The sequence below is a fragment of the Crossiella sp. S99.2 genome (genome assembly GCF_023094165.1).
Taxonomy (GTDB): domain Bacteria; phylum Actinomycetota; class Actinomycetes; order Mycobacteriales; family Pseudonocardiaceae; genus Crossiella.
The window spans coordinates 253,531-270,655 of the sequence record NZ_JALMDK010000008.1 but is presented as its reverse complement, the minus strand read 5'-3'; the positions used below and the strand labels follow the sequence as shown (position 1 = coordinate 270,655).

23 protein-coding genes and 2 riboswitches are annotated in these 17,125 nt (G+C 71.1%); of the genes, 4 read left to right on the top strand and 19 right to left on the bottom strand.

Going from position 1 to position 17,125, the window contains the following annotated elements:
* Positions 1-27: 27 nt before the first annotated feature.
* Positions 28-145: riboswitch (glycine riboswitch) on the bottom strand.
* Positions 146-245, bottom strand: a riboswitch (glycine riboswitch).
* Positions 246-327: 82 nt separating this feature from the next.
* From MZC64_RS29785 to MZC64_RS29725, 13 genes are all read right to left on the bottom strand, one after another.
* The gene (locus tag MZC64_RS29785) at positions 328-588 is read right to left on the bottom strand and encodes a hypothetical protein (RefSeq protein WP_247762532.1); all 261 of its coding nucleotides are present in this window, start codon (positions 586-588) and stop codon (positions 328-330) included.
* A 119-nt stretch (positions 589-707) separates the two neighbouring features.
* A complete protein-coding gene (locus MZC64_RS29780) occupies positions 708-1,433 on the bottom strand; it encodes a hypothetical protein (RefSeq protein WP_247762530.1) in 726 nt (241 codons plus the stop codon).
* A 132-nt stretch (positions 1,434-1,565) separates the two neighbouring features.
* The gene (locus tag MZC64_RS29775) at positions 1,566-2,132 is read right to left on the bottom strand and encodes a MerR family transcriptional regulator (protein ID WP_247762529.1); all 567 of its coding nucleotides are present in this window, start codon (positions 2,130-2,132) and stop codon (positions 1,566-1,568) included.
* Between the two features lie 407 nt (positions 2,133-2,539).
* The gene (locus MZC64_RS29770; RefSeq protein WP_086781012.1) at positions 2,540-3,013 is read right to left on the bottom strand and encodes a bifunctional nuclease family protein; all 474 of its coding nucleotides are present in this window, start codon (positions 3,011-3,013) and stop codon (positions 2,540-2,542) included.
* A 162-nt stretch (positions 3,014-3,175) separates the two neighbouring features.
* Complete coding sequence (locus MZC64_RS29765) at positions 3,176-3,904, bottom strand: MerR family transcriptional regulator (protein WP_247762528.1); 729 nt, start codon at positions 3,902-3,904, stop codon at positions 3,176-3,178.
* Complete coding sequence (garA, locus tag MZC64_RS29760) at positions 3,901-4,356, bottom strand: glycogen accumulation regulator GarA (protein WP_185003510.1); 456 nt, start codon at positions 4,354-4,356, stop codon at positions 3,901-3,903. The genes MZC64_RS29765 and garA overlap by 4 nt, the downstream gene beginning before the upstream one ends.
* A 116-nt stretch (positions 4,357-4,472) precedes the next feature.
* Positions 4,473-4,859 (bottom strand): glycine cleavage system protein GcvH, encoded by a 387-nt coding sequence (gene gcvH / locus MZC64_RS29755; protein ID WP_247762526.1) that lies wholly within the window; start codon positions 4,857-4,859, stop codon positions 4,473-4,475.
* A 46-nt stretch (positions 4,860-4,905) separates the two neighbouring features.
* Entirely contained in the window at positions 4,906-5,643 is a 738-nt protein-coding gene (locus tag MZC64_RS29750; protein WP_247762524.1) for a DUF881 domain-containing protein, read from the bottom strand.
* Position 5,644: 1 nt separating this feature from the next.
* Positions 5,645-5,977 (bottom strand): small basic family protein, encoded by a 333-nt coding sequence (locus MZC64_RS29745; RefSeq protein ID WP_185003507.1) that lies wholly within the window; start codon positions 5,975-5,977, stop codon positions 5,645-5,647.
* A complete protein-coding gene (locus MZC64_RS29740) occupies positions 5,974-6,864 on the bottom strand; it encodes a DUF881 domain-containing protein (protein WP_247762522.1) in 891 nt (296 codons plus the stop codon). Before MZC64_RS29740 ends, MZC64_RS29745 begins: the two co-directional genes overlap by 4 nt.
* Positions 6,857-7,483 carry a CDP-alcohol phosphatidyltransferase family protein gene (locus MZC64_RS29735; protein WP_247762520.1) on the bottom strand — a complete coding sequence of 209 codons (627 nt, stop codon included), beginning with the start codon at positions 7,481-7,483 and terminating at the stop codon, positions 6,857-6,859. Before MZC64_RS29735 ends, MZC64_RS29740 begins: the two co-directional genes overlap by 8 nt.
* Before the next feature lie 111 nt (positions 7,484-7,594).
* A complete protein-coding gene (locus MZC64_RS29730; RefSeq protein ID WP_247762518.1) occupies positions 7,595-7,822 on the bottom strand; it encodes a hypothetical protein in 228 nt (75 codons plus the stop codon).
* A gap of 314 nt (positions 7,823-8,136) precedes the next feature.
* Positions 8,137-8,856: a DUF6319 family protein gene (locus MZC64_RS29725; protein WP_247762516.1), complete on the bottom strand. Its 720-nt coding sequence runs from the start codon at positions 8,854-8,856 to the stop codon at positions 8,137-8,139.
* Between the two features lie 130 nt (positions 8,857-8,986).
* Between MZC64_RS29725 and MZC64_RS29720 the strand changes: the two genes are divergently transcribed.
* Positions 8,987-9,385 (top strand): hypothetical protein, encoded by a 399-nt coding sequence (locus tag MZC64_RS29720; RefSeq protein WP_247762514.1) that lies wholly within the window; start codon positions 8,987-8,989, stop codon positions 9,383-9,385.
* Positions 9,386-9,441: 56 nt separating this feature from the next.
* Here the strand turns inward: MZC64_RS29720 and glmS are convergent, their stop codons facing one another.
* Together glmS and MZC64_RS29710 are read right to left on the bottom strand one after the other, a co-directional pair.
* The gene (glmS, locus tag MZC64_RS29715) at positions 9,442-11,259 is read right to left on the bottom strand and encodes a glutamine--fructose-6-phosphate transaminase (isomerizing) (protein ID WP_247762513.1); all 1,818 of its coding nucleotides are present in this window, start codon (positions 11,257-11,259) and stop codon (positions 9,442-9,444) included.
* A gap of 33 nt (positions 11,260-11,292) precedes the next feature.
* Entirely contained in the window at positions 11,293-11,565 is a 273-nt protein-coding gene (locus MZC64_RS29710) for a hypothetical protein (RefSeq protein WP_247762510.1), read from the bottom strand.
* A 115-nt stretch (positions 11,566-11,680) separates the two neighbouring features.
* Between MZC64_RS29710 and MZC64_RS29705 the strand changes: the two genes are divergently transcribed.
* Positions 11,681-12,490 carry an alpha/beta hydrolase gene (locus MZC64_RS29705; RefSeq protein ID WP_247762508.1) on the top strand — a complete coding sequence of 270 codons (810 nt, stop codon included), beginning with the start codon at positions 11,681-11,683 and terminating at the stop codon, positions 12,488-12,490.
* 9 nt (positions 12,491-12,499) lie between these two features.
* Here MZC64_RS29705 and MZC64_RS29700 read toward each other — a convergent pair whose 3' ends face one another.
* The 3 genes from MZC64_RS29700 to MZC64_RS29690 form a co-directional block, all read right to left on the bottom strand.
* Positions 12,500-13,111: a bifunctional 2-polyprenyl-6-hydroxyphenol methylase/3-demethylubiquinol 3-O-methyltransferase UbiG gene (locus MZC64_RS29700; protein ID WP_247762506.1), complete on the bottom strand. Its 612-nt coding sequence runs from the start codon at positions 13,109-13,111 to the stop codon at positions 12,500-12,502.
* A 58-nt stretch (positions 13,112-13,169) separates the two neighbouring features.
* Entirely contained in the window at positions 13,170-14,339 is a 1,170-nt protein-coding gene (kynU, locus tag MZC64_RS29695) for a kynureninase (RefSeq protein ID WP_247762504.1), read from the bottom strand.
* Between the two features lie 63 nt (positions 14,340-14,402).
* Positions 14,403-15,242 (bottom strand): tryptophan 2,3-dioxygenase, encoded by an 840-nt coding sequence (locus MZC64_RS29690; protein ID WP_247762502.1) that lies wholly within the window; start codon positions 15,240-15,242, stop codon positions 14,403-14,405.
* Positions 15,243-15,367: 125 nt separating this feature from the next.
* Here MZC64_RS29690 and MZC64_RS29685 point away from each other — a divergent pair, with 125 nt between their 5' ends.
* Positions 15,368-15,823: an Lrp/AsnC family transcriptional regulator gene (locus MZC64_RS29685; protein ID WP_247762500.1), complete on the top strand. Its 456-nt coding sequence runs from the start codon at positions 15,368-15,370 to the stop codon at positions 15,821-15,823.
* Here MZC64_RS29685 and MZC64_RS29680 read toward each other — a convergent pair.
* On the bottom strand, positions 15,748-16,443 hold the full coding sequence (locus MZC64_RS29680) for a hypothetical protein (protein WP_247762498.1): 696 nt from the start codon (positions 16,441-16,443) through the stop codon (positions 15,748-15,750). The two genes, MZC64_RS29685 and MZC64_RS29680, sit on opposite strands and share 76 nt — an antisense overlap.
* A gap of 56 nt (positions 16,444-16,499) precedes the next feature.
* On the opposite strand from MZC64_RS29680, the gene MZC64_RS29675 reads away from it, so the two are divergent.
* Positions 16,500-17,123: a TetR/AcrR family transcriptional regulator C-terminal domain-containing protein gene (locus MZC64_RS29675; RefSeq protein ID WP_247762496.1), complete on the top strand. Its 624-nt coding sequence runs from the start codon at positions 16,500-16,502 to the stop codon at positions 17,121-17,123.
* The last annotated feature ends 2 nt before the right edge of the window (positions 17,124-17,125 follow it).

The window sequence follows — 17,125 nt, the reverse complement described above, 5'->3', positions numbered from 1 at the left end:
CCTAGGGGTGGGCATGCGGAACTGCCCTCCCCCTCTGTCCGTACCCGGTGTCCGAGCGCCTGAGAGCTTCACCCGGTCACGGCGGACCGGACTTGCACCGTCGGCGGGTCCACGCGCAGCGCGCGGGGACCGCTTTCCAGAGGTGTCTGCCCACACGGTCCGCTTGGCCTGAGAGGTTCCGGGGAGGAGTTGCTCCTTCGGCGCCGGACCGATGGCTCCGGTCCGGGCTCTCCCGCGTGGGGATCACGACTACGCGCGAGATCCTACCCCGCCGGAGTTCACCGGAAGTTTCCGACGTGCCCAAGAACACCAGGTCACCAACGGTGGTCAGGGACAGATACAGGTGGTGGTCGTGCTGGTACGCCGAGTGGTCGTGGTGGTGCTGCGCCGAGTGCTGCTGGTGGTGGGCCGGGTGGTGCTGGTCCGGCTGATCGTGGTGCTGGTCAGCGGCAGCTGGCTGCCCACCCTGGTCGGGCTCGGCGAGCTGCCACCGGGTTCGAGCACCGCCTGGGTCAGGAACACCCCGACCACCGCCGCCACCACCGCGCCGACAGCCCCGATGACCGCGGCGCTACGTTCGAAGGCCATAGCCCTCCCCCAATCCGGAGACCGTTCGCACCAGCGAGGATGCGTCCGGTCCCGGTCGGTGGGACTAGGTCGTTCGGGTCATCGGCGGTAACGATCGCGGTTACCTGGACAGCCCCTGGTCAGCCGCTGCTCGGCGGGCCGCACTCGGCGGGCTGGCCGAGCCTGCCCTGGCGGCACACCCGGTAGGCGCTGGGGGTGCTGAACCGGAAGGCTTCCCGCACCTGTTCCCGGGAGGCGCCGCACTGGGTCTGGGAGATGTCGGTCCAGTTCGTGCCGGCGAATGCCTCCGCCCAGTAGCAGTTCTCCGCGGGCGCCCTGGTGTCGAAGATCCCGGCGACGGTGGTGACGCACTGCGGGGTGCACACGGTCTGCGCCGAGGCGCTGAGCTGGGCCCGGCCGTCGGGGTGGCTGACGCTGATCGAGCCCAGCGGCGCGGCGGCGATGCGGCCGTGGATGTCCCAGACCGGGGTGCGCGCCTGCGGGCCGCAGTCCGGCCAGTCACCGCGGCAGATCCGGTAGAAGCCAGGCGGGAAGTCCCGCCAGGACTTGGCGACCTGGCTCTTGTCCAGGCCGCACTGGGGTTCGGTGAACGGCAACCACAACCCGCGCATCGAACCTTCCAGCCGGTAGCACTCCCCCGGCGGGCCCGCGGTGACGAAGACCCCGCGCACCGTGTCGGTGCACCCGGGATCGCAGACCCTGGTGACCTGGGCGGCGAAACCGGCCTGCTCGTGCCGCAGGATCAGCGGCCTGGTGACGCCCTCGGCACCGGCCACGGCGGGCGCGGCCAGGCCGAGCGCCGCGGCCAGCACCGCGAGCAACAGCAACACAACACGTCGAATCATGACTGGTGAACCCCCTGATCGCGGCCACCCTCCGGCGGCCCGCGGTCAGTGTTGGGCACCCCGCGCCCTGGCAGAAGAGCGGCAGCGGTTTCCTGCCCCGGCGGTCGACCCGTTCGGAGCAGGAACGGCGGCTCAGCCGGTCTGCCGGTCCCGGCGCTTGCGGGACAGCTCGTCGTCCTCGCCGGGCAGCAGCTCCACGCCGTCGGCCCGTTCGGCCGGGAACTCGTGGATGGTGCCGCTGATCTCGCGCATCGCCCCGCTGACCGCGATCCCGAACACGCCCTGGCCGCCTTGCAGCAGATCCACCACCTCCTCCGGGGAGGTGCACTCGTACACCGTGGTGCCGTCGCTGAACAGCGTGATCCGGGCCAGGTCGCGCACGCCGCGGCGGCGCAGGTGATCCACCGCGACCCGGATGTTCTGCAGCGAGACCCCGGTGTCCAGCAGACGTTTGACCACCTTCAGGACCAGGATGTCCTTGAAGGAGTAGAGGCGCTGGCTCCCGGAGCCGTGGGCACTCCTTATGGTCGGCGCGACCAATCCGGTGCGGGCCCAGTAGTCGAGCTGCCGGTAGGTGATCCCGGCGATCTGACAGGCGGCGGGTCCCCGGTAGCCGACCAGTTCGTCCGGCAACGACAGGTCCGGGAACAAGGCACCCTGCTCGGGCGCGCCTCGATCGCTGGGCGCTTCCTCGACCACGCGTGCCTCCCCTCGGCCGACCATCTGGTCGGCAACGGCGACCGCACGCCCGTGCGCACACTGGCGTGCCGGTCCTGAGCAGGCGGCCGGGAAGTGGATCCACCCCGGCGCGATTGACTCGCCACCGACGGTAAGACGGCCCATCCCCCGGGTCAACGCGACGCGCGGGGAAGGCTCCCGCGTCACGCTCGGAGCGCGGGTCCGGTTCACTCTTCTGAACCGATCCCCGCGCTGTCACCTGGTCGGACGGTCACGAGCGGCCACGCATCCCAGCACAACCGCCACAAGATCACAGCTTGACCACACGATGGTGTGATGGACGAAGGTTGTTGATCACCCAATGACCAGGGCCCGGCGACGCCGCTCACGCGGTGTCGCCGGGCCCTGGCAAAAGTCAGCGTTTGTCTCTAGGTGTCTGCCCCGCGGAAGTCCTCCGGTGACACGGAGTCCAGGAACTCGCGGAACTTCTCCACCTCGTCCTCCTGCTCGTCCGGGATGACCAGACCCGCCTCGGCGAGCACGGACTCCTCGGCGTGGATGGGCACCCCGACCCGCAGCGCGAGCGCCACCGAGTCGCTCGGCCGGGCCGAGACCCGCACATCCCCGTCGAAGACCAGCTCCGCGAAGAAGGTGCCCTCCTGCAGGTCGGTGATCCGGACCTGTTCGAGCTGCCGCCCCAGTGCCCCGATCACGTCCTTGAGCAGGTCGTGGGTCAGCGGCCGGGAGGGCCGCACCCCCTGCTGCTCCAGTGCGATCGCGGTCGCCTCCACCGAGCCGATCCAGATCGGCAGATAGCGGTCACCTTCGGTTTCACGCAGCAGCAGGATCGGCTGGTTCGCGGGCAGCTCCACCCGCACACCGACGACGCGCATCTCGCTCATCGGAACTCGCCTCCTCCAGTGCGTTGGACCGCAACATCCCCACCATGACGAGGATCGCGTACCGACTCCTTCGACGCTACCCGCCGCAGGACACGGTTGCCCGCTCCAGTCCATGTCATCGCGGGCACGAATATCACGTTTCGGCCGCGACCTGCGCGGGAGTCACCCGCCGGTCACGCCCCGCAGTCCGATCTTGACCAGCAACGTGTGCAGCGTCACGGACAACGCGGCCAGCTCTCTGACCACCTCATCCGCCCTGGCCCTGGCGTCCCGGTCGCGTTGCCTGGCCAGTGGCGCCGCGATTTGCTCCACCAGCCCGACTTCCCGGTCGGCGGAGGAACGAAACGCGCGCAGGTGGCGGGGTTCGATGCCGAACTCGGTCATCGCGCGCACGGTGCGGACCAGCGCGGCGGTGTCGGAGTCGTAGAACCCGGCGGCGCCCGCCCGCACCAGCCCGTACCGCTCCAGCTCGATCAGGGTGGCCGCGTCGATGCCGGTGGTCTCCAGCAGCTCCTCGCGGGTCAGCCGGATCTCGCCGCCGCGCTCGAAGGCGGTGGCGGTGGGCAGGCCGTCCACCGCGACCAGCGTCCGCGGCGGGCGCGGGGCCGGACCGGAGGGCACCTCTCCGTCGTCGATCGCCTCCAGCTGCTCCTTGATCACCTTCAGCGGCAGGTAGTGATCCCGCTGGGCGGCGAGCACGAAACGGAGACGTTCGACGTCGATCGGGGAGAACTGGCGGTACCCCGAGGGGGTACGCGCCGGGCGGACCAAGCCTTCCGATTCCAGGAACCGGATCTTGGAGATGGTCACCTCGGGGAACTCGGCCCGGAGCTGCGAGAGCACCGTGCCGATGCTGAGGCCACCACGCTGGGGCCGCCCGGCCGCCGTCACTGAGCCGGTGCGCCGGGGCCGGTCAGGAAGACCAGTCGGAACTTGCCGATCTGGACCTCGTCCCCGTTGGCCAGCACCGCGGTGTCCACCGGAGCCCGGTTGACGTAGGTGCCGTTGAGGCTGCCGACGTCGACCACGACGAACTCCCCGCCCTCACGGCGGAACTCGGCGTGCCGCCGGGAAACCGTGACGTCGTCGAGGAAGATGTCGCTGTCGGGGTGCCTGCCGGAGCTGGTGGTGTCCCGGTCGAGCAGGAAGCGCGAACCCGCGTTCGGGCCACGCTTGACCACCAGCAGGGCCGAACCCGACGGCAGCGCGTCAACGCCGGAGATCGCGGGCTCGGGAGCCGCGGTCTCGGTGCCTTCGACCTCGGAGAGGAAGTCGGCGCGGAAGATCGAAGTGGACTCTGCGGGACGCTCCGGCGGAACGCCGGGCCCGTCGTGCGTGCTCACCTGAGTGCTCCTCGTGCCGGATGGATCATGCGAAGTGTCCTGCCAACGTACCGTGTTGGTCTCGTCGTTCCCTGAGCGGCTCCTGCGCTTGCCGAAGAGCCGGCGAAAGATCGAGATCACGCTTCGCTGATCTTCTCGGCATAGGCGGCGGCGTCGAGCAGCTGCTCCAGCGCCGCGGCGTCGTCCAGCCGCAGCTCGAAGAGCCACCCGTCGCCGTAGGGATCGGAGTTGATGGTCTCCGGCGCGGTGACCACGACCTCGTTGACCGCGGTGACCTCGCCGGCCAGCGGCGCGTAGATGTCCGAGACGCTCTTGGTCGACTCGACCTCGCCGACGGAATCGCCGGGCTTGACCGTCTCGCCGACCGAGGGCGGCTGCACGAACACCACGTCACCCAGCGCGCTCTGCGCGTAGTCGGTGATGCCGATGCGCACCACGCCGTCGCCGGTGACCTGCACCCACTCGTGCTCGTCCGTGTACTTCAACTGCTCGGGCACATTCACCGAGTGTTCTCCTCCCGTGCCGGTGCGACGCGCCGACCAACTTGTGTCAACCGGCTGGTCGAGCGTATTTCTGCTTGCGTTCCGCTCGCAACGCGGTGATCTCCACGCGGTCCTGTTGCTGGATGCGTGTCGAGCCGCCCTTGCGTTCCACTGTGTCCACCACCCCACCGGGGATGTTCAGTGCCGCGGCAAGAGTAGGGGGATCGCCGATGGCCGTGATCACGTAGGGCAGGGTCAGGGTGGTCCCGTCGATCCGGATCAGCCCGTCCGCGCCGGTCAGCGCGGTGTCCACGCCCACCCGCACCGGTCCGGCCTGCAGTGCCTCGGCGCCTGCGTTGCGCAGTTCCTGGATGACGTCCAGCAGCACCTCGGGCCCGAGTTTGCCGGTGCCGTCGTTGATCTCGATCCGCAGTCCGGGTCCGGCCACCGGCACCGTGCCGGTGAGCACGGCCAGCGCGGTGACCCGGCGGCGGGCCTCCTCCAGGGCCGCGGCCGAGGCGTTGCCACCCTCCTGCAGCCTGCGCAGGGTGGCCTCGGATTCGGCGATCTCCTTGCGCAGCGAGGCTTCCTTGGCCTGCAGGCCGTCCAGCAGCACGATCAGGTCCTGCGGCCGGGCCTCGGCCAGGCCCTCGCCGGTCTGGGTGCGCCGGACCTGGGCGACCAGGGCCACGCCCAGCACCAGGCAGAGCAGCACCATGGTGGAGCCGGTGACCCAGCGGTTGTCCCTGATCCGGACCAGGCGGTGTTTGGCGCCGGTGCGCTGCGGCGATTCCGGTTCGGCCATCTCAGGCCTTGAACAGGTGTCGCCGGATGGCCGCGGCGTTGCCGAAGATCCGGATGCCGAAGACCACCACGACCGCGGTGGACAGTTGCGCGCCCACGCCCAGTTCGTCGCCCAGCCACACGATCAGCGCGGCGATGACGACGTTGGAGACGAAGGAGACCACGAAGACCTTGGCGTCGAACTTGCCGTCCAGCCGGGCCCGGATGCCGCCGAAGAGCGCGTCCAGCGCGGCGACCACCGCGATCGGCAGGTAGGGCTGAGCCCATTCGGGCACCGTGGGGTCCAGCCACAGGCCGAGCAGGACGCCCACGGCCAGGGCGAACAGGGCGATCACCGTTTTCCTCCAGTGGTGCTGGTGGGCGGGGTGGTCGAACGCGGCGGCGGCTGGGTGGTCGAGGAGACCGGCGGGCGGGTGACGGTGGCGGCCATTCTGCCTTCGGTGATCCCGGCGGCGGCCAGGCGCAGCTCGTCGCGGGTCTCCACGGTGTACACGGTGCCGTAGTCGGCGGCGAAGCCGAGGAAGCGGCGGCTGGCCTCGGTGAGCGCGAGCGCGTCGCGCATCTCGGCGGGCGAGCCGATCGCCTCCAGCAGGTAGGGCTGGGTGATCGGCCGGTTGTCCACCAGCATCGCGCCGCCGGCCTGCCGGATGGTGGCCCGCGGCTGCAACCGGACGCCGCCCACCGCGACCGCCTCGGCCCCGCTCGACCACAGCGCGTTGACCAGCACCTGCAGGTCCCGGTCCAGGATGTTCTGGTGGTTCTGCCCGCCGCGGGCCTCGATCGGGTCCCGGACGGTGATCAGCAGTCCCGGTCCGCGCACCGCGACCGCGCCGGCGGCCTGGTTGAGCGCGGTGAGCCGGTCCAGTTCGGCCCGGCCCGCCTCGTCGCCGTCCAGGGCGCGGCCGCGGGCCTGGTCCAGGGACTGGGCCAGTTCGGCGGCGCGGCGGCTCAGCTCCTCGGTGTTGGCGCGGGCGGCCTGCACGTCATCGGCCAGGCTGCGCCGGGCCTGGTCGGCGTCCGGGGCGCGCTGACCGGCGTCGGAGGCGGCCACGCCCATCAGCAGTCCGGCCAGCAAGGCACCGCCGACCAGCCAAGCCCGGTGACTGCGTCGTTTCGGGGGCTCGCCGCCACGACGCTGGTGCGCCTCGTCGTAGCCGGCGTCGAGGTGGTCGCCGAGCAGCTGGCCCAGGATGCCCAGCTCAGCGGGTTTCGGGTCAGCCACCGGCGGCCTGCGCGAGGCGGGGCGGGGCGCCCGCACGCAGCGCGCCGCCGAGCTGGATCAGGTAGAGCACGGCCGCCCACACGTACATGGCGCTGCCCCAGATGGTGAAGGCGTAGGCCAGCGGGCGGAACCACTCGGCGCCGGTGTAGGTGCCGTCGGTGAGCAGCAGCAGCGGGAAGGCGTACATCAGGCAGAAGGTGGCGGCCTTGCCGACGTAGTGCACCTCGAACGGGCCGTAGCCAAGGCGGCGCAGCACCAGCACCGCGACGCCGAGCACGATCTCCCGGCCGACCAGCACCGCGACCACCCACCAGGGCACGATGTCGCGGATCAGGAAGGCGATCAGGGTGGCCAGGATGTAGAGCCGGTCGGCCGCCGGGTCGAGCAGGGCGCCGAGGCGGCTGGACTGGTTGAGCCAGCGGGCCAGTTTGCCGTCCAGCCAGTCACTGAGACCGGCGACGATCAGCACGATCAACGCGGCGATGTCCGCTTTCGGGCCCAGCAACAGCCACAGGAACAGCGGGACTCCGGCGAGCCGGAGGAAGCTCAGGATGTTCGGAACGGTCCACACCCGGTCCGGCAGCTCGGCCTGTGCCGGTTCCTGCCTGGTGCTGCTCACTCGTTCCCCTCCAGCCACCCGTCTGATCCGCGCTGCTCAGGGTGCCACACCGGTTCGGGGTCGATGTGGGGTGGCCCGAGGGGATCAGACGGGTGGCGAGGGCGCCGCGACTCAGTCGCGGCGGGTGCTCCACCCCTGACGCTGCAGATCCGCATTCGTCAGCAACTGCGCGCGGCCCCGGTCATCGACTCCGGCCCAGCGGGAGCGGCCGAAGCCCTGCTCCAGGACGAACGCGTGTCCCCCGCTCCACACCACACTGCACGGCGCGGTGGGCAGGCTGGACAGGCGGGTCGTACTCGCCGGGTCGTCGATGGTCGCGAAGACCGTCTGTGCGCTCATGGTGGGCGGCACCTCCATCAGGTAGTTCGGCTCACCGCGGTTAAGCGTTAGCGGCGATGAACCAATGATGTGGTGCGCGCGACAGGTTTAGGTCCGATTCGGACTGGGTAGCGGTGACCGGCGCCACGGCGTCGGTGAAGGGCAACCAGGACTTCGTCCCGGCTAAAGCCTTGATGTCCTATCGACCGGAAGTTTCCTGGCCGAAACACGAAGTAACAGGTCAGAGCGGTGCGCGGCCTTGACAGCCGTCTGGTCTAACGACGACGGAGCCGCACGCTGGGCGCGCGGCTCCGTCGACGAACGGTTGAGCGGCCTCAGCCGGCCAGCTCCTCCAGGGCCTGCTGGGCGGCGGCCAGCTCGGCCTGCAGCTGCTCGACGCGCTGGCGGTGCCGTTCCCGGGCGGCGTCGATGACGGACTGGACGGCCTCGGCCGCCTCCTCCGGCAGCTCGGCGGCCAGGTTCGCCACGTTGGCCGCGGCCACCGGTGCGGGCTTGACCTTCTTCTTGCCGCTGACGACCTCGACGGTCCACTCGCCGTCAGCGGTGGCGGTGAGGGTGACCGTCAGCTCGGCTGCCCCGGCGGACGGGGCCTTCTTGGCCGCGGGCTTGGCCGGCTTCGGCTTGTCCGCGGGCTTCTCGGCGGGGACGGGCGGGGCGGACTCGGCCGCGGGGGCGGCCGGAGCCGACGACTCGGCCGCGGGCGACTGCGCGGGGGACGCGGGCGCCTCGTTGGGGGACTCGGCCTCTGCCGTGGTCACGGGAACCTCCTCGGTTGGGGTCACCGTCCGTTTGCGGGACGGCTTGGTGATGGTGACTTCGCTCGGTGAGAAGGACAGCACGTCCATCGACCCGGTCGGCCGGACCTGGATGAAGTCGCCCTCCGACTCCTCACCCAGGGCCAGCACCTTGCCGGAACGACCTTCCTCGACGCCAACGGCCGAGGAGGTGAACCACACGATCGGGAGGCGTCCCTCGGTGAGTTCACCGCGGACGTGGTCCAGATCCTGCTCCGACAACGCCTGGGAAATCGACAACTCTTCTCCTAGCAGGGGGTTGATCTTGATGATCTTGGTCAGCGGAAGAAAGCTTGCCGCACACCCCTGACAAAACATATCGGGAGGGTCCGAGGCGTCGAATCGGGCCGCCAGCGGGCATGATCGGGGTATGACGCAGCAGAACCTGTGGCTGGCCGATGTCGACGGCAACCTGGTCCGGGCCGCTCAGGTGGTCGGCCTGAGCGTGTACGCCCTCGGTGGCTACCCGGTCGGCAAGGACGCGCCCGGCGAGGTCACCCTTCGCGCCGATCTGGCCGCCACCGCCCCGGACGGCTCCAGCCTGACCCGCACCCTGACCGCCGCGCTGCCCTTCGCCGTGGTCGACGAACTGCGCAGGCACCTGGTGCAGCAGCTGGCCCGGCTGGGCGAGTCCGCGGAGCCGGTGGTGCTGCGGGTGGAACTGAAGGACAACGTGATCCGCTGGACGGTGGACCGCTTCGGCGCCCGCCCCGAGGCGCCCGCGCCGGCGCCGGTCCCGGAGGCCGCCCCCGCGGGCGTGCCCGGCTGAGAACCGAGTGACCGGGCGGCGCCGGTGATCGGCGCCGCCCGGGTACCTCGGCAGGCTCACTCCACGGTGAGGCTCTTGGCCAGGTTGCGCGGGCGGTCGATGTCCCGGCCGAGCTTCTCCGCGATGTGGTGGGCGAAGAGCTGTAGCGGGATGCCGAGCAGCACCGGGTCGAGCTGGACCTCGTTGCGCGGCACGAACAGCACGTCGTCGGCCAGGCCGGCGGGCAGTTCGGTGTTGGTCACCGCGATGACGGGGCCGCCGCGGGCCTTGATCTCCTCGATGGTGGCCAGGTTCTTGCCGAAGGTCTCATCGGCGGGGATGACCACCACCGAGGGCATCTCCGGGTTGATCAAGGCCAGGGGTCCGTGCTTCAGCTCGGCCGACTGGTATGCCTCGGCGTGGATGTAGGAGATCTCCTTGAGCTTCTGCGCGCCCTCGCGGGCCACCGGGAAGCCGCGCACCCGGCCGACGAAGAACATGTGCCGGGCGTCGGCGTACTTGTGCGCGACCGCGCGGATGGCCTCCTCGGCGGCGAGGATCTCGCTGATCTGGTCCGGCAGCCCGCGCAGCCCGTCGACCAGGCGGCGGCCGTCGGCCAGGCTGAGGTCGCGGACCCGGCCCAGGTGCAGGGCGAGCAGGGCGAAGGAGGCGGCCATGTTGGTGAAGGACTTGGTCGCGGCCACCGAGACCTCGGGTCCGGCGTGCAGGAACAGCCCGCTGCCGCATTCCCGGGCGATGGCGCTGCCGACCACGTTGACCACGCCGAGCAGGCGGCCGCCCTTGCGCTTGAGTTCGGCCACCGCGGCCAGGGTGTCGGCGGTCTCGCCGGACTGGCTGACCGCGATGTAGAGGGTGTCGGGGTCGATCACCGGGTTGCGGTAGCGGAACTCCGAGGACGGTTCGGCGTCCGCGGGGATCCGGGCGAGTTCCTCGACCAGGGTCGCGCCGATCTGGCCCGCGTAGTAGGAGGATCCGCTGCCCAGGAACTTCACCCGCCGGATCGAGCGCACCTCGCGCGCGTCCAGGCCCACCCCGCCGAGCCGGGCGGTGCTGAAGCGCTCGTCCAGGCGGCCGCGCAGGGCCCGGTCCAGTGCGGCGGGCTGCTCGTGGATCTCCTTGTGCAGGAAGGTCTCGTGCCCGCCGCGGTCGTAGTCCTCGATGCTCATGGCCAGCGTGGTCGGCGTCTTGGCCACCGCGGAACGGTCCAGCCTGCTGGTCACGTACTCCCCGGCGCGCACGGTGGCGAGTTCGCCGTCGTCGAGGTAGACCACCTGCTGGGTGAAGCGGACCAGCGCGGCGACGTCGGAGGCGATGAACATCTCGTCGTTGCCGATGCCCAGCACCACCGGGCTGCCCTGCCGCGCCACCACCAGTTCCTGCGGGAATCGGGTGTCGAGCACCACGATCCCGTAGGTGCCCTCGACCTCGGAGAGGGCCTCGCGCACCGCGTCTTCCAGGCGCTCGGCCGAGCTGCGGGCGACCAGGTGGGCCAGCACCTCGGTGTCGGTCTCGGAGCTGAACTCGGCGCCCTCGGCGCTCAGCTTGGCCCGCAGCACCTCGGCGTTCTCGATGATCCCGTTGTGCACCAGGGAGATCCGCCCGGTGGGGTCCAGGTGCGGGTGCGCGTTGGCGTCGGTGGGCTCACCGTGGGTGGCCCACCGGGTGTGCGCGATCCCGATCCCGCCGAGGAGCTTGTCCGGCACCAGTTCGCGCAGTTCGGCCACGCGCACGGCGGCCTTGACCACCTTGAGCCTGCCCTTGCTCAGCACGGCCAGCCCGGTCGAGTCGTAGCCGCGGTACTCCAGCCGGTGCAGGCCCTCCAGGAGCACCTCGGCCGCGTCCCGGTGTCCGACATAACCGACAAGTCCGCACATACGCTGTTTCTCCCTGCTCAGTGGATGATCCGGTCAGCCGTAGACGATCCGGCGCAGCTGCCGCGCGGACAGCGCGGGCGCGGCCACCGGCCGTCCGGCCAGTTCCGCCGCCACGATCGCCCAGATGTCGTCGTTGCGGCGGTTGCGCCGTTTCAGTTCCCGGTGCCGCCGCCGGACGTAGTCCTCGACCGGTTCGGCGAAGTAGCCCAGGACATCGCTGACCACCCGCGCCGCGACCGCCGGTGGCAGCCCCGTGCTCGCGACCACGTGCCGTACGAGATCGTCCGGCAACGGCGGCGCGCCCACAGGTACCTCCAGCCCCGAGACTGCCCCGCCGCGGTCCGACTGAGCAACATTCCTGCCCGGATTCGGGCAAGCCAGCCTCCCATACTGCCCCGTCCGGCGGTGTTAGCGTCGCCGCGTGGCCGACTCGCGTGACGTGCTGACCCGCCCGGCACCCGCCCCTGACCGCGTGCTGCGGTACGGACCAGGACCGGACCGGGTGATCGATGTCAGATACCCGGTGGCCGAAGGCCCGCACCCGGTGATCGTGGTGGTGCACGGCGGTTTCTGGCTCGCCGAGTACGACCGCACGCACACCGGCCCGATGTGCGCGGCCCTGGCCGACGAGGGCTATCTGGTGGCGACCATCGAGTACAACCGGGTCGGCCAGCCCGAGGGCGGCTGGCCGGGCACCCTGGACGATGTGGCGGCCGCGCTGGACGCGCTGCCCGGTCTGCTCGGCGCGTCGGCGGATCCCGATCGGGTGGTTCTGCTCGGCCATTCCGCGGGCGGCCAGCTGGCCATGTGGTCGGCCAGCCGCCACCGCCTGCCCGCGCACAACCCCTGGCACCTGGCGCGCCGCCCGGCCCTGCGCGGCGTGGTGTCCCTGGCCGGGGTGCTGGATCTGGTGCTGGCCAACGAGGAGCAGCTCGGCGACGGCGCGGTGGCCGGTCTGCTCGGCGGCCACCCGGACTCGCACTGGGAGCACTACGCCGCCGCCGACCCCGCCCGCCTGGTGCCCACCGGCGTCCGCGGCATCCTGCTCCAGGGCCTGGCCGATCCGTGGGTGCCGCCGGAGGTCAGCCGCTCCTACGCGGCCGCGGCTGTGGCCGCCGGCGACCCCACTGAGCTGCGCGAACTCCCCGGCGAGGGCCACTACGGGGTGATCGACCCGGACTCCGCGGCCTGGCCCGAGGTGCTGCGCGCTTTGTCCGACCTCATGGCCTGACCGGCCGACTCAGTTGTGCCGCTGGGCGCGGAAGACCGTGTCGTGGGTGTGCGGCGTGCCCGGCGGCGCCGGACTCACCCGCGGCCGGGTCTCGTTGACCAGGGTGGTCCAGCCCTCGCCCAGCGCCTCGGCGAAGTCGGCGGGCGCGTAGAAGTCGGCCATCCTGATCGGCGTGCCGTCGTGGCCCTGGTGGTCGTGCCCCGCGGCCAGGTCGTGGCCGACCACCAGCAGCGTCCCGCCGGGCGCCACCGCCTCGGCCAGCGCGCGCAGACTGGCCGGTCCCAGTGCCCGGTGCAGCGGGAAGTAGCTCAGCGCGACCAGGTCGAAGGCGGCCGGGGGCGGTGGGGTGGCCGGCATATCGGAGTGCAGCAGGGTCAGCGTCACCTCGCGTGCCCTGGCGGCCTCGCCCGCCCTGGTCAGCGCCTCCTGGGAGATGTCGGCGGCGGTCACCCGCCAGCCCTGTTCGGCCAGCCAGATCGCGTCGGCGCCCTCCCCGCAGCCCACTTCGAGGGCCCGGCCCGGCGCGAGGCCGCTGATCTCGACGACCAGCACGCCGTTGGGCGCGCCGCTCCACACCTGGTCGCGGGTCCGGTACAGGGTGTCCCAGTAGGTCTCGTCCATGGGGACACCGTGCGCCTGTTCCGGCCCGGCTGACAATGTTCCTTGCCGGAATGGCAAATCAGACCACGCCGGCGATCACCTCGACCGCGGTCAGCGCGTCGGCGTAGCGCACGTACAGCGGGGCGAACCCGAAGCGCAGCACGTCCGGGGGCCGGTAGTCGCCGATGACCTCCCGCGCGATGAGTTCCTTCATCACCTGTCCGGCGTCCGGCACGGACAGCGCGATGTGGTTGCCGCGGCCGGCGTCGCGCGGGGTGCGCACGGTGACCCGGTCGCCGAGCAGTTCGTCCACACAGGACAGGAAGAAGTCGGTCAGCCGCAGGCCCTTGGCCCGGACCTCGGCGATGCTGGTCTTGTCCCACACGTCCAGGGCGGCGTCCAGGGCCAGCATGGACAGGATGTCCGGGGTGCCGGTGCGGCCCCTGGTCACGCCAGCGCCGGGGGTGTAGTCGGGGGTCATCGCGAACGGTTCGGCGTGCCCGCACCAACCCGACAGCGGTTGGTCGAAGGCGTCCTGGAAGCGTTGCGGCACATAGAGGAACGCGGGCGCGCCGGGTCCGCCGTTGAGGAACTTGTAGGTGCAGCCGACCGCCAGGTCGACCTGGTGGGAGTCCAGTTCCACCGGCAGCGCGCCGACGCTGTGGCACAGGTCCCAGACCACCAGCGCGCCCGCCCGGTGCGCGGCCTCGGTGATGGCGCCCATGTCGTGCAGCACGCCGGAGCGGAAGTCGACGTGGTTGGCCAGCAGCACCGCGGTGTGCTCGCTCATCTCGGCGGCGGCCTCGGGCATGGGCACCGGCCGGACCCGCACCCCGGTGAGCCGGGCCACCGAGGCGGCGATGTAGCCGTCGGTGGGGAAGGTCGCCGCGTCCACCAGCAGTTCCGGCCGTCCCGGGTTGAGCCGGATCGCGGCCACCAGGGCCTTGAACAGGTTGACGCTGGTGGAGTCGCCGACCACGACCTGACCCGGCGCGCTGCCGATGAGCGGGGCGAGCCGGTCGCCGAGGCGTTCCGGCGTCCCCCACCAGCCCTCGCCCCAGCCGCGGATCAGGCGACGGCCCCACTGCTGTCCCACCACCTCGGCCAGGCGTGGTGCGACCGCGCGCGGCAACGCGCCGAGGGAGTTTCCGTTGAGGTAGACCACATCCGGGTCGAGATCGAACTCGTCCCGGCAGTGCGCGATCGGGTCGAGCGCGTCCAGTTTCCTCGCGGTGTCGGCCAAACTCATCGTGCTCTCCATCCTCAGTGCCAGCCGCCCAGTCACAGTCGCTCAGTCACAGCAGCGCGGTCCTCAGACGTAGCTGCGCGCGGTCCACAGCTCGGGGAAAACGGTGCGCTGCACCCGTTTCTCCAGCCAGGCCACGCCCGCCGAGCCGCCGGTGCCGACCTTGGCGCCCATGGCGCGGCGGGTGGCCAGCAGGTGGTCGTAGCGCCAGCGCGCGAACTCCTCGGCGATATCGGTGAGCACCTCGCCGAGCCGCTGCTCGTCATGGTGCTTGGTGCGGTCGGAGTAGATCAGCGTCCAGACCTGCTCCACCCGCGGATCCGGTTGGTAGGGCTGGGTGAAGTCGCGGTCCTGGGCCGAGGCCGGCACGTCGTAGCCGCGGCGGCGCAGCAGGCCGAGCGCGTCGTCGTAGAGGCTGGGCCGGGCCAGCGCCTCCTCCAGTTCGGCGTGCATCGCGGGCACCGCCCGGTGCGGCACGAGCAGTGAGGCCGACTTCTCGCCGAGCAGGAACTCCACGTGCCGGTACATGCCGGACTGGAACCCGGAGCCCTCGCCGAGGTTGGCCCGGAAGGCGTTGAACTCCTCGGGGGTCATCCGCGCGATCGAGCGCCAGGCCGCGTTGAGCCCCTGCACGTGCAGCACACTGCGGTGCAGGGTGCGGACCGCGGAGTCCAGGTCGTCGGCGCGCATCTCGGTCTGCGCCTGCCGCCACTCGAAGCACAACAGTCCGAAGTAGAGTTCCATGATCTGGGTGATGACCAGGAAGGACATCTCGCCGGGGTCGGCGGACCAGCGCTGCTGCAAGGAATGCAGCACCGAGGCGTGCACGTAGTCCTCATATGGCGTGGTGCCGCCGAAGTCCAGCTTCGGCTCCGCCATGATCGGACAGCCGCCGGTGTCGGTCATGGTCCTCCCCTCGTGGTGGACCTCAATTCCACCGCTGTCCCGGCCAAACCGGAATGGGCGGCGACGGCGAATCCGGTGGTCGCGCCTTGCGTTCGAATCCGGTTGGGCCGCCTAGGCTCACGTTCGTGAACTCGGAGCTAGACAAGGTCGACTGGGCGCTGCTGGAGGCGTTGCAGGCCGATGCGCGGCTGTCCTACAACGAGTTGTCGCGCCGGGTGCACGTCTCGCCACCGACCGTGGCGCAGCGGGTGCGGCGGCTGGAGCAGCTCGGCGTGATCGCCGGGTACCACGCCCGGGTGGACCCGAGCATCGCCGGCCGGCCGGTGATCGCGTTGGTGCGCATGAAGTGTTACGGCGCGCGCTGCATCACCGTGCACCCCGAACTGCTCGACGACTGCCCCGAGGTGCTGGAGGTGGTCCGGCTGACCGGCGACATCTGCTCGGTGGTCAAGGTCGCGGCCAGTTCCATCCGCGCCCTGGAACGCCTGCTGGAACGACTGTCGACCTACGGCGAGACCTCCAGCGCGATGGTCCTGTCCACCCCGGTGGACTGGCGCCCGGTGACCGAACCCGCGGACTGACGCCACCACGAGATCCCCAGCCCCAGCACCCAGAGCTGCACCACCCCGGCCAGCGGCGCCACCACCGGGAACCCGAAGCCGGGCACCCGCAGGAACATCAGGCAGCCGCCGAGGAACCACCCGGTCGCCGCGACCAGCCCCAGCACACACAGCCACCCCGGCGCGCGCCGGGATCGCAGCAGCACCAGCGCCCACACCGCGAAGGCCAGCCCGAACAGCACCTGGACCAGCATGGTCGTGGAGCCGACCACGGCCCGGAACATCAGGTCCAGCTCGGCGTGCGCGCCCGCCTCGGCGAGCTGGGCGAAGCCGAACCCGTCCAGCGCGAAGTCGATGGCGAACACGGTGAAGCCGATGACCAGCAGCGGCCGGGCCAGCCGGACCAGCAGCGCACCGGGTCCGGCCACGATCAACGAGCCCACCGCGGTGAAGGCGACCACCCACAGCAGCAGGGCGAGGATCGTGCCCAGATGGATGGCCCGCCAGTCCCGCGCGAGCACGTGCCCGGCCAGCTCGTGCGCGGTGCCGGGCAGGAACCCGTGCACCAGGGTGAGCACCAGGTAGGCGACCGAACCGATGACCGCGCAGCAGGCGGCCACCCGCAGTGCAGTTCTCTCCATCTCGAACCCCCTCTATCAGTGATAGGGAAAAATCTATCACTGATAGAGTCCCGGTTGTGGCGCTTGACCTCCCTCGGATCACCGCAGCCGCGGTACGGCTGCTGGACGAACACGGCCTGGCCGCGCTGAGCACGCGCAAGCTGGCCGCCGAACTGGGCGTGCGCTCCGCGACGCTGTACTGGCACGTCCGCGACAAGGACGAACTGCTGGACCTGGTCGCCGAGGCGATCTGCGCCGAGGCGTTCGACATCGACGAGTCCCTGCCCTGGCGCGACCAGCTCGCCACCGGCCTACGCCAGTTCCGTGCCCTGCTGCGCGCGCACCGGGACGCCGCCCAGCTGCTGCGGCTGCGCCCGCCCCGCGGCCCGCACCGGTTGGGCCACATCGAGACCACCACCCGGATCCTGCTGACCGCGGGCTTCACTCCCGCGGACACCGCGGCGATCTCGGTGCTGCTGGCCGATCACGTGCTCGCCTCGGCCGCCGAGGACGACCGCCGGGCCGGCGCGGCCCCGCGCGCGGAGCTGACCGGCTCGCCCGGCTCGCCCGCGGAGTTCCCGCACCTGCGCCAGGTGGCGCCCGCCTACCGGGAGCTGACCGGCGAGGCGTTGTTCGAGCTGGGCGTGGCAGTGCTACTGGACGGGCTGGCCGCGAAGCTGACCAAGTCCGCCTCCGCCTAACC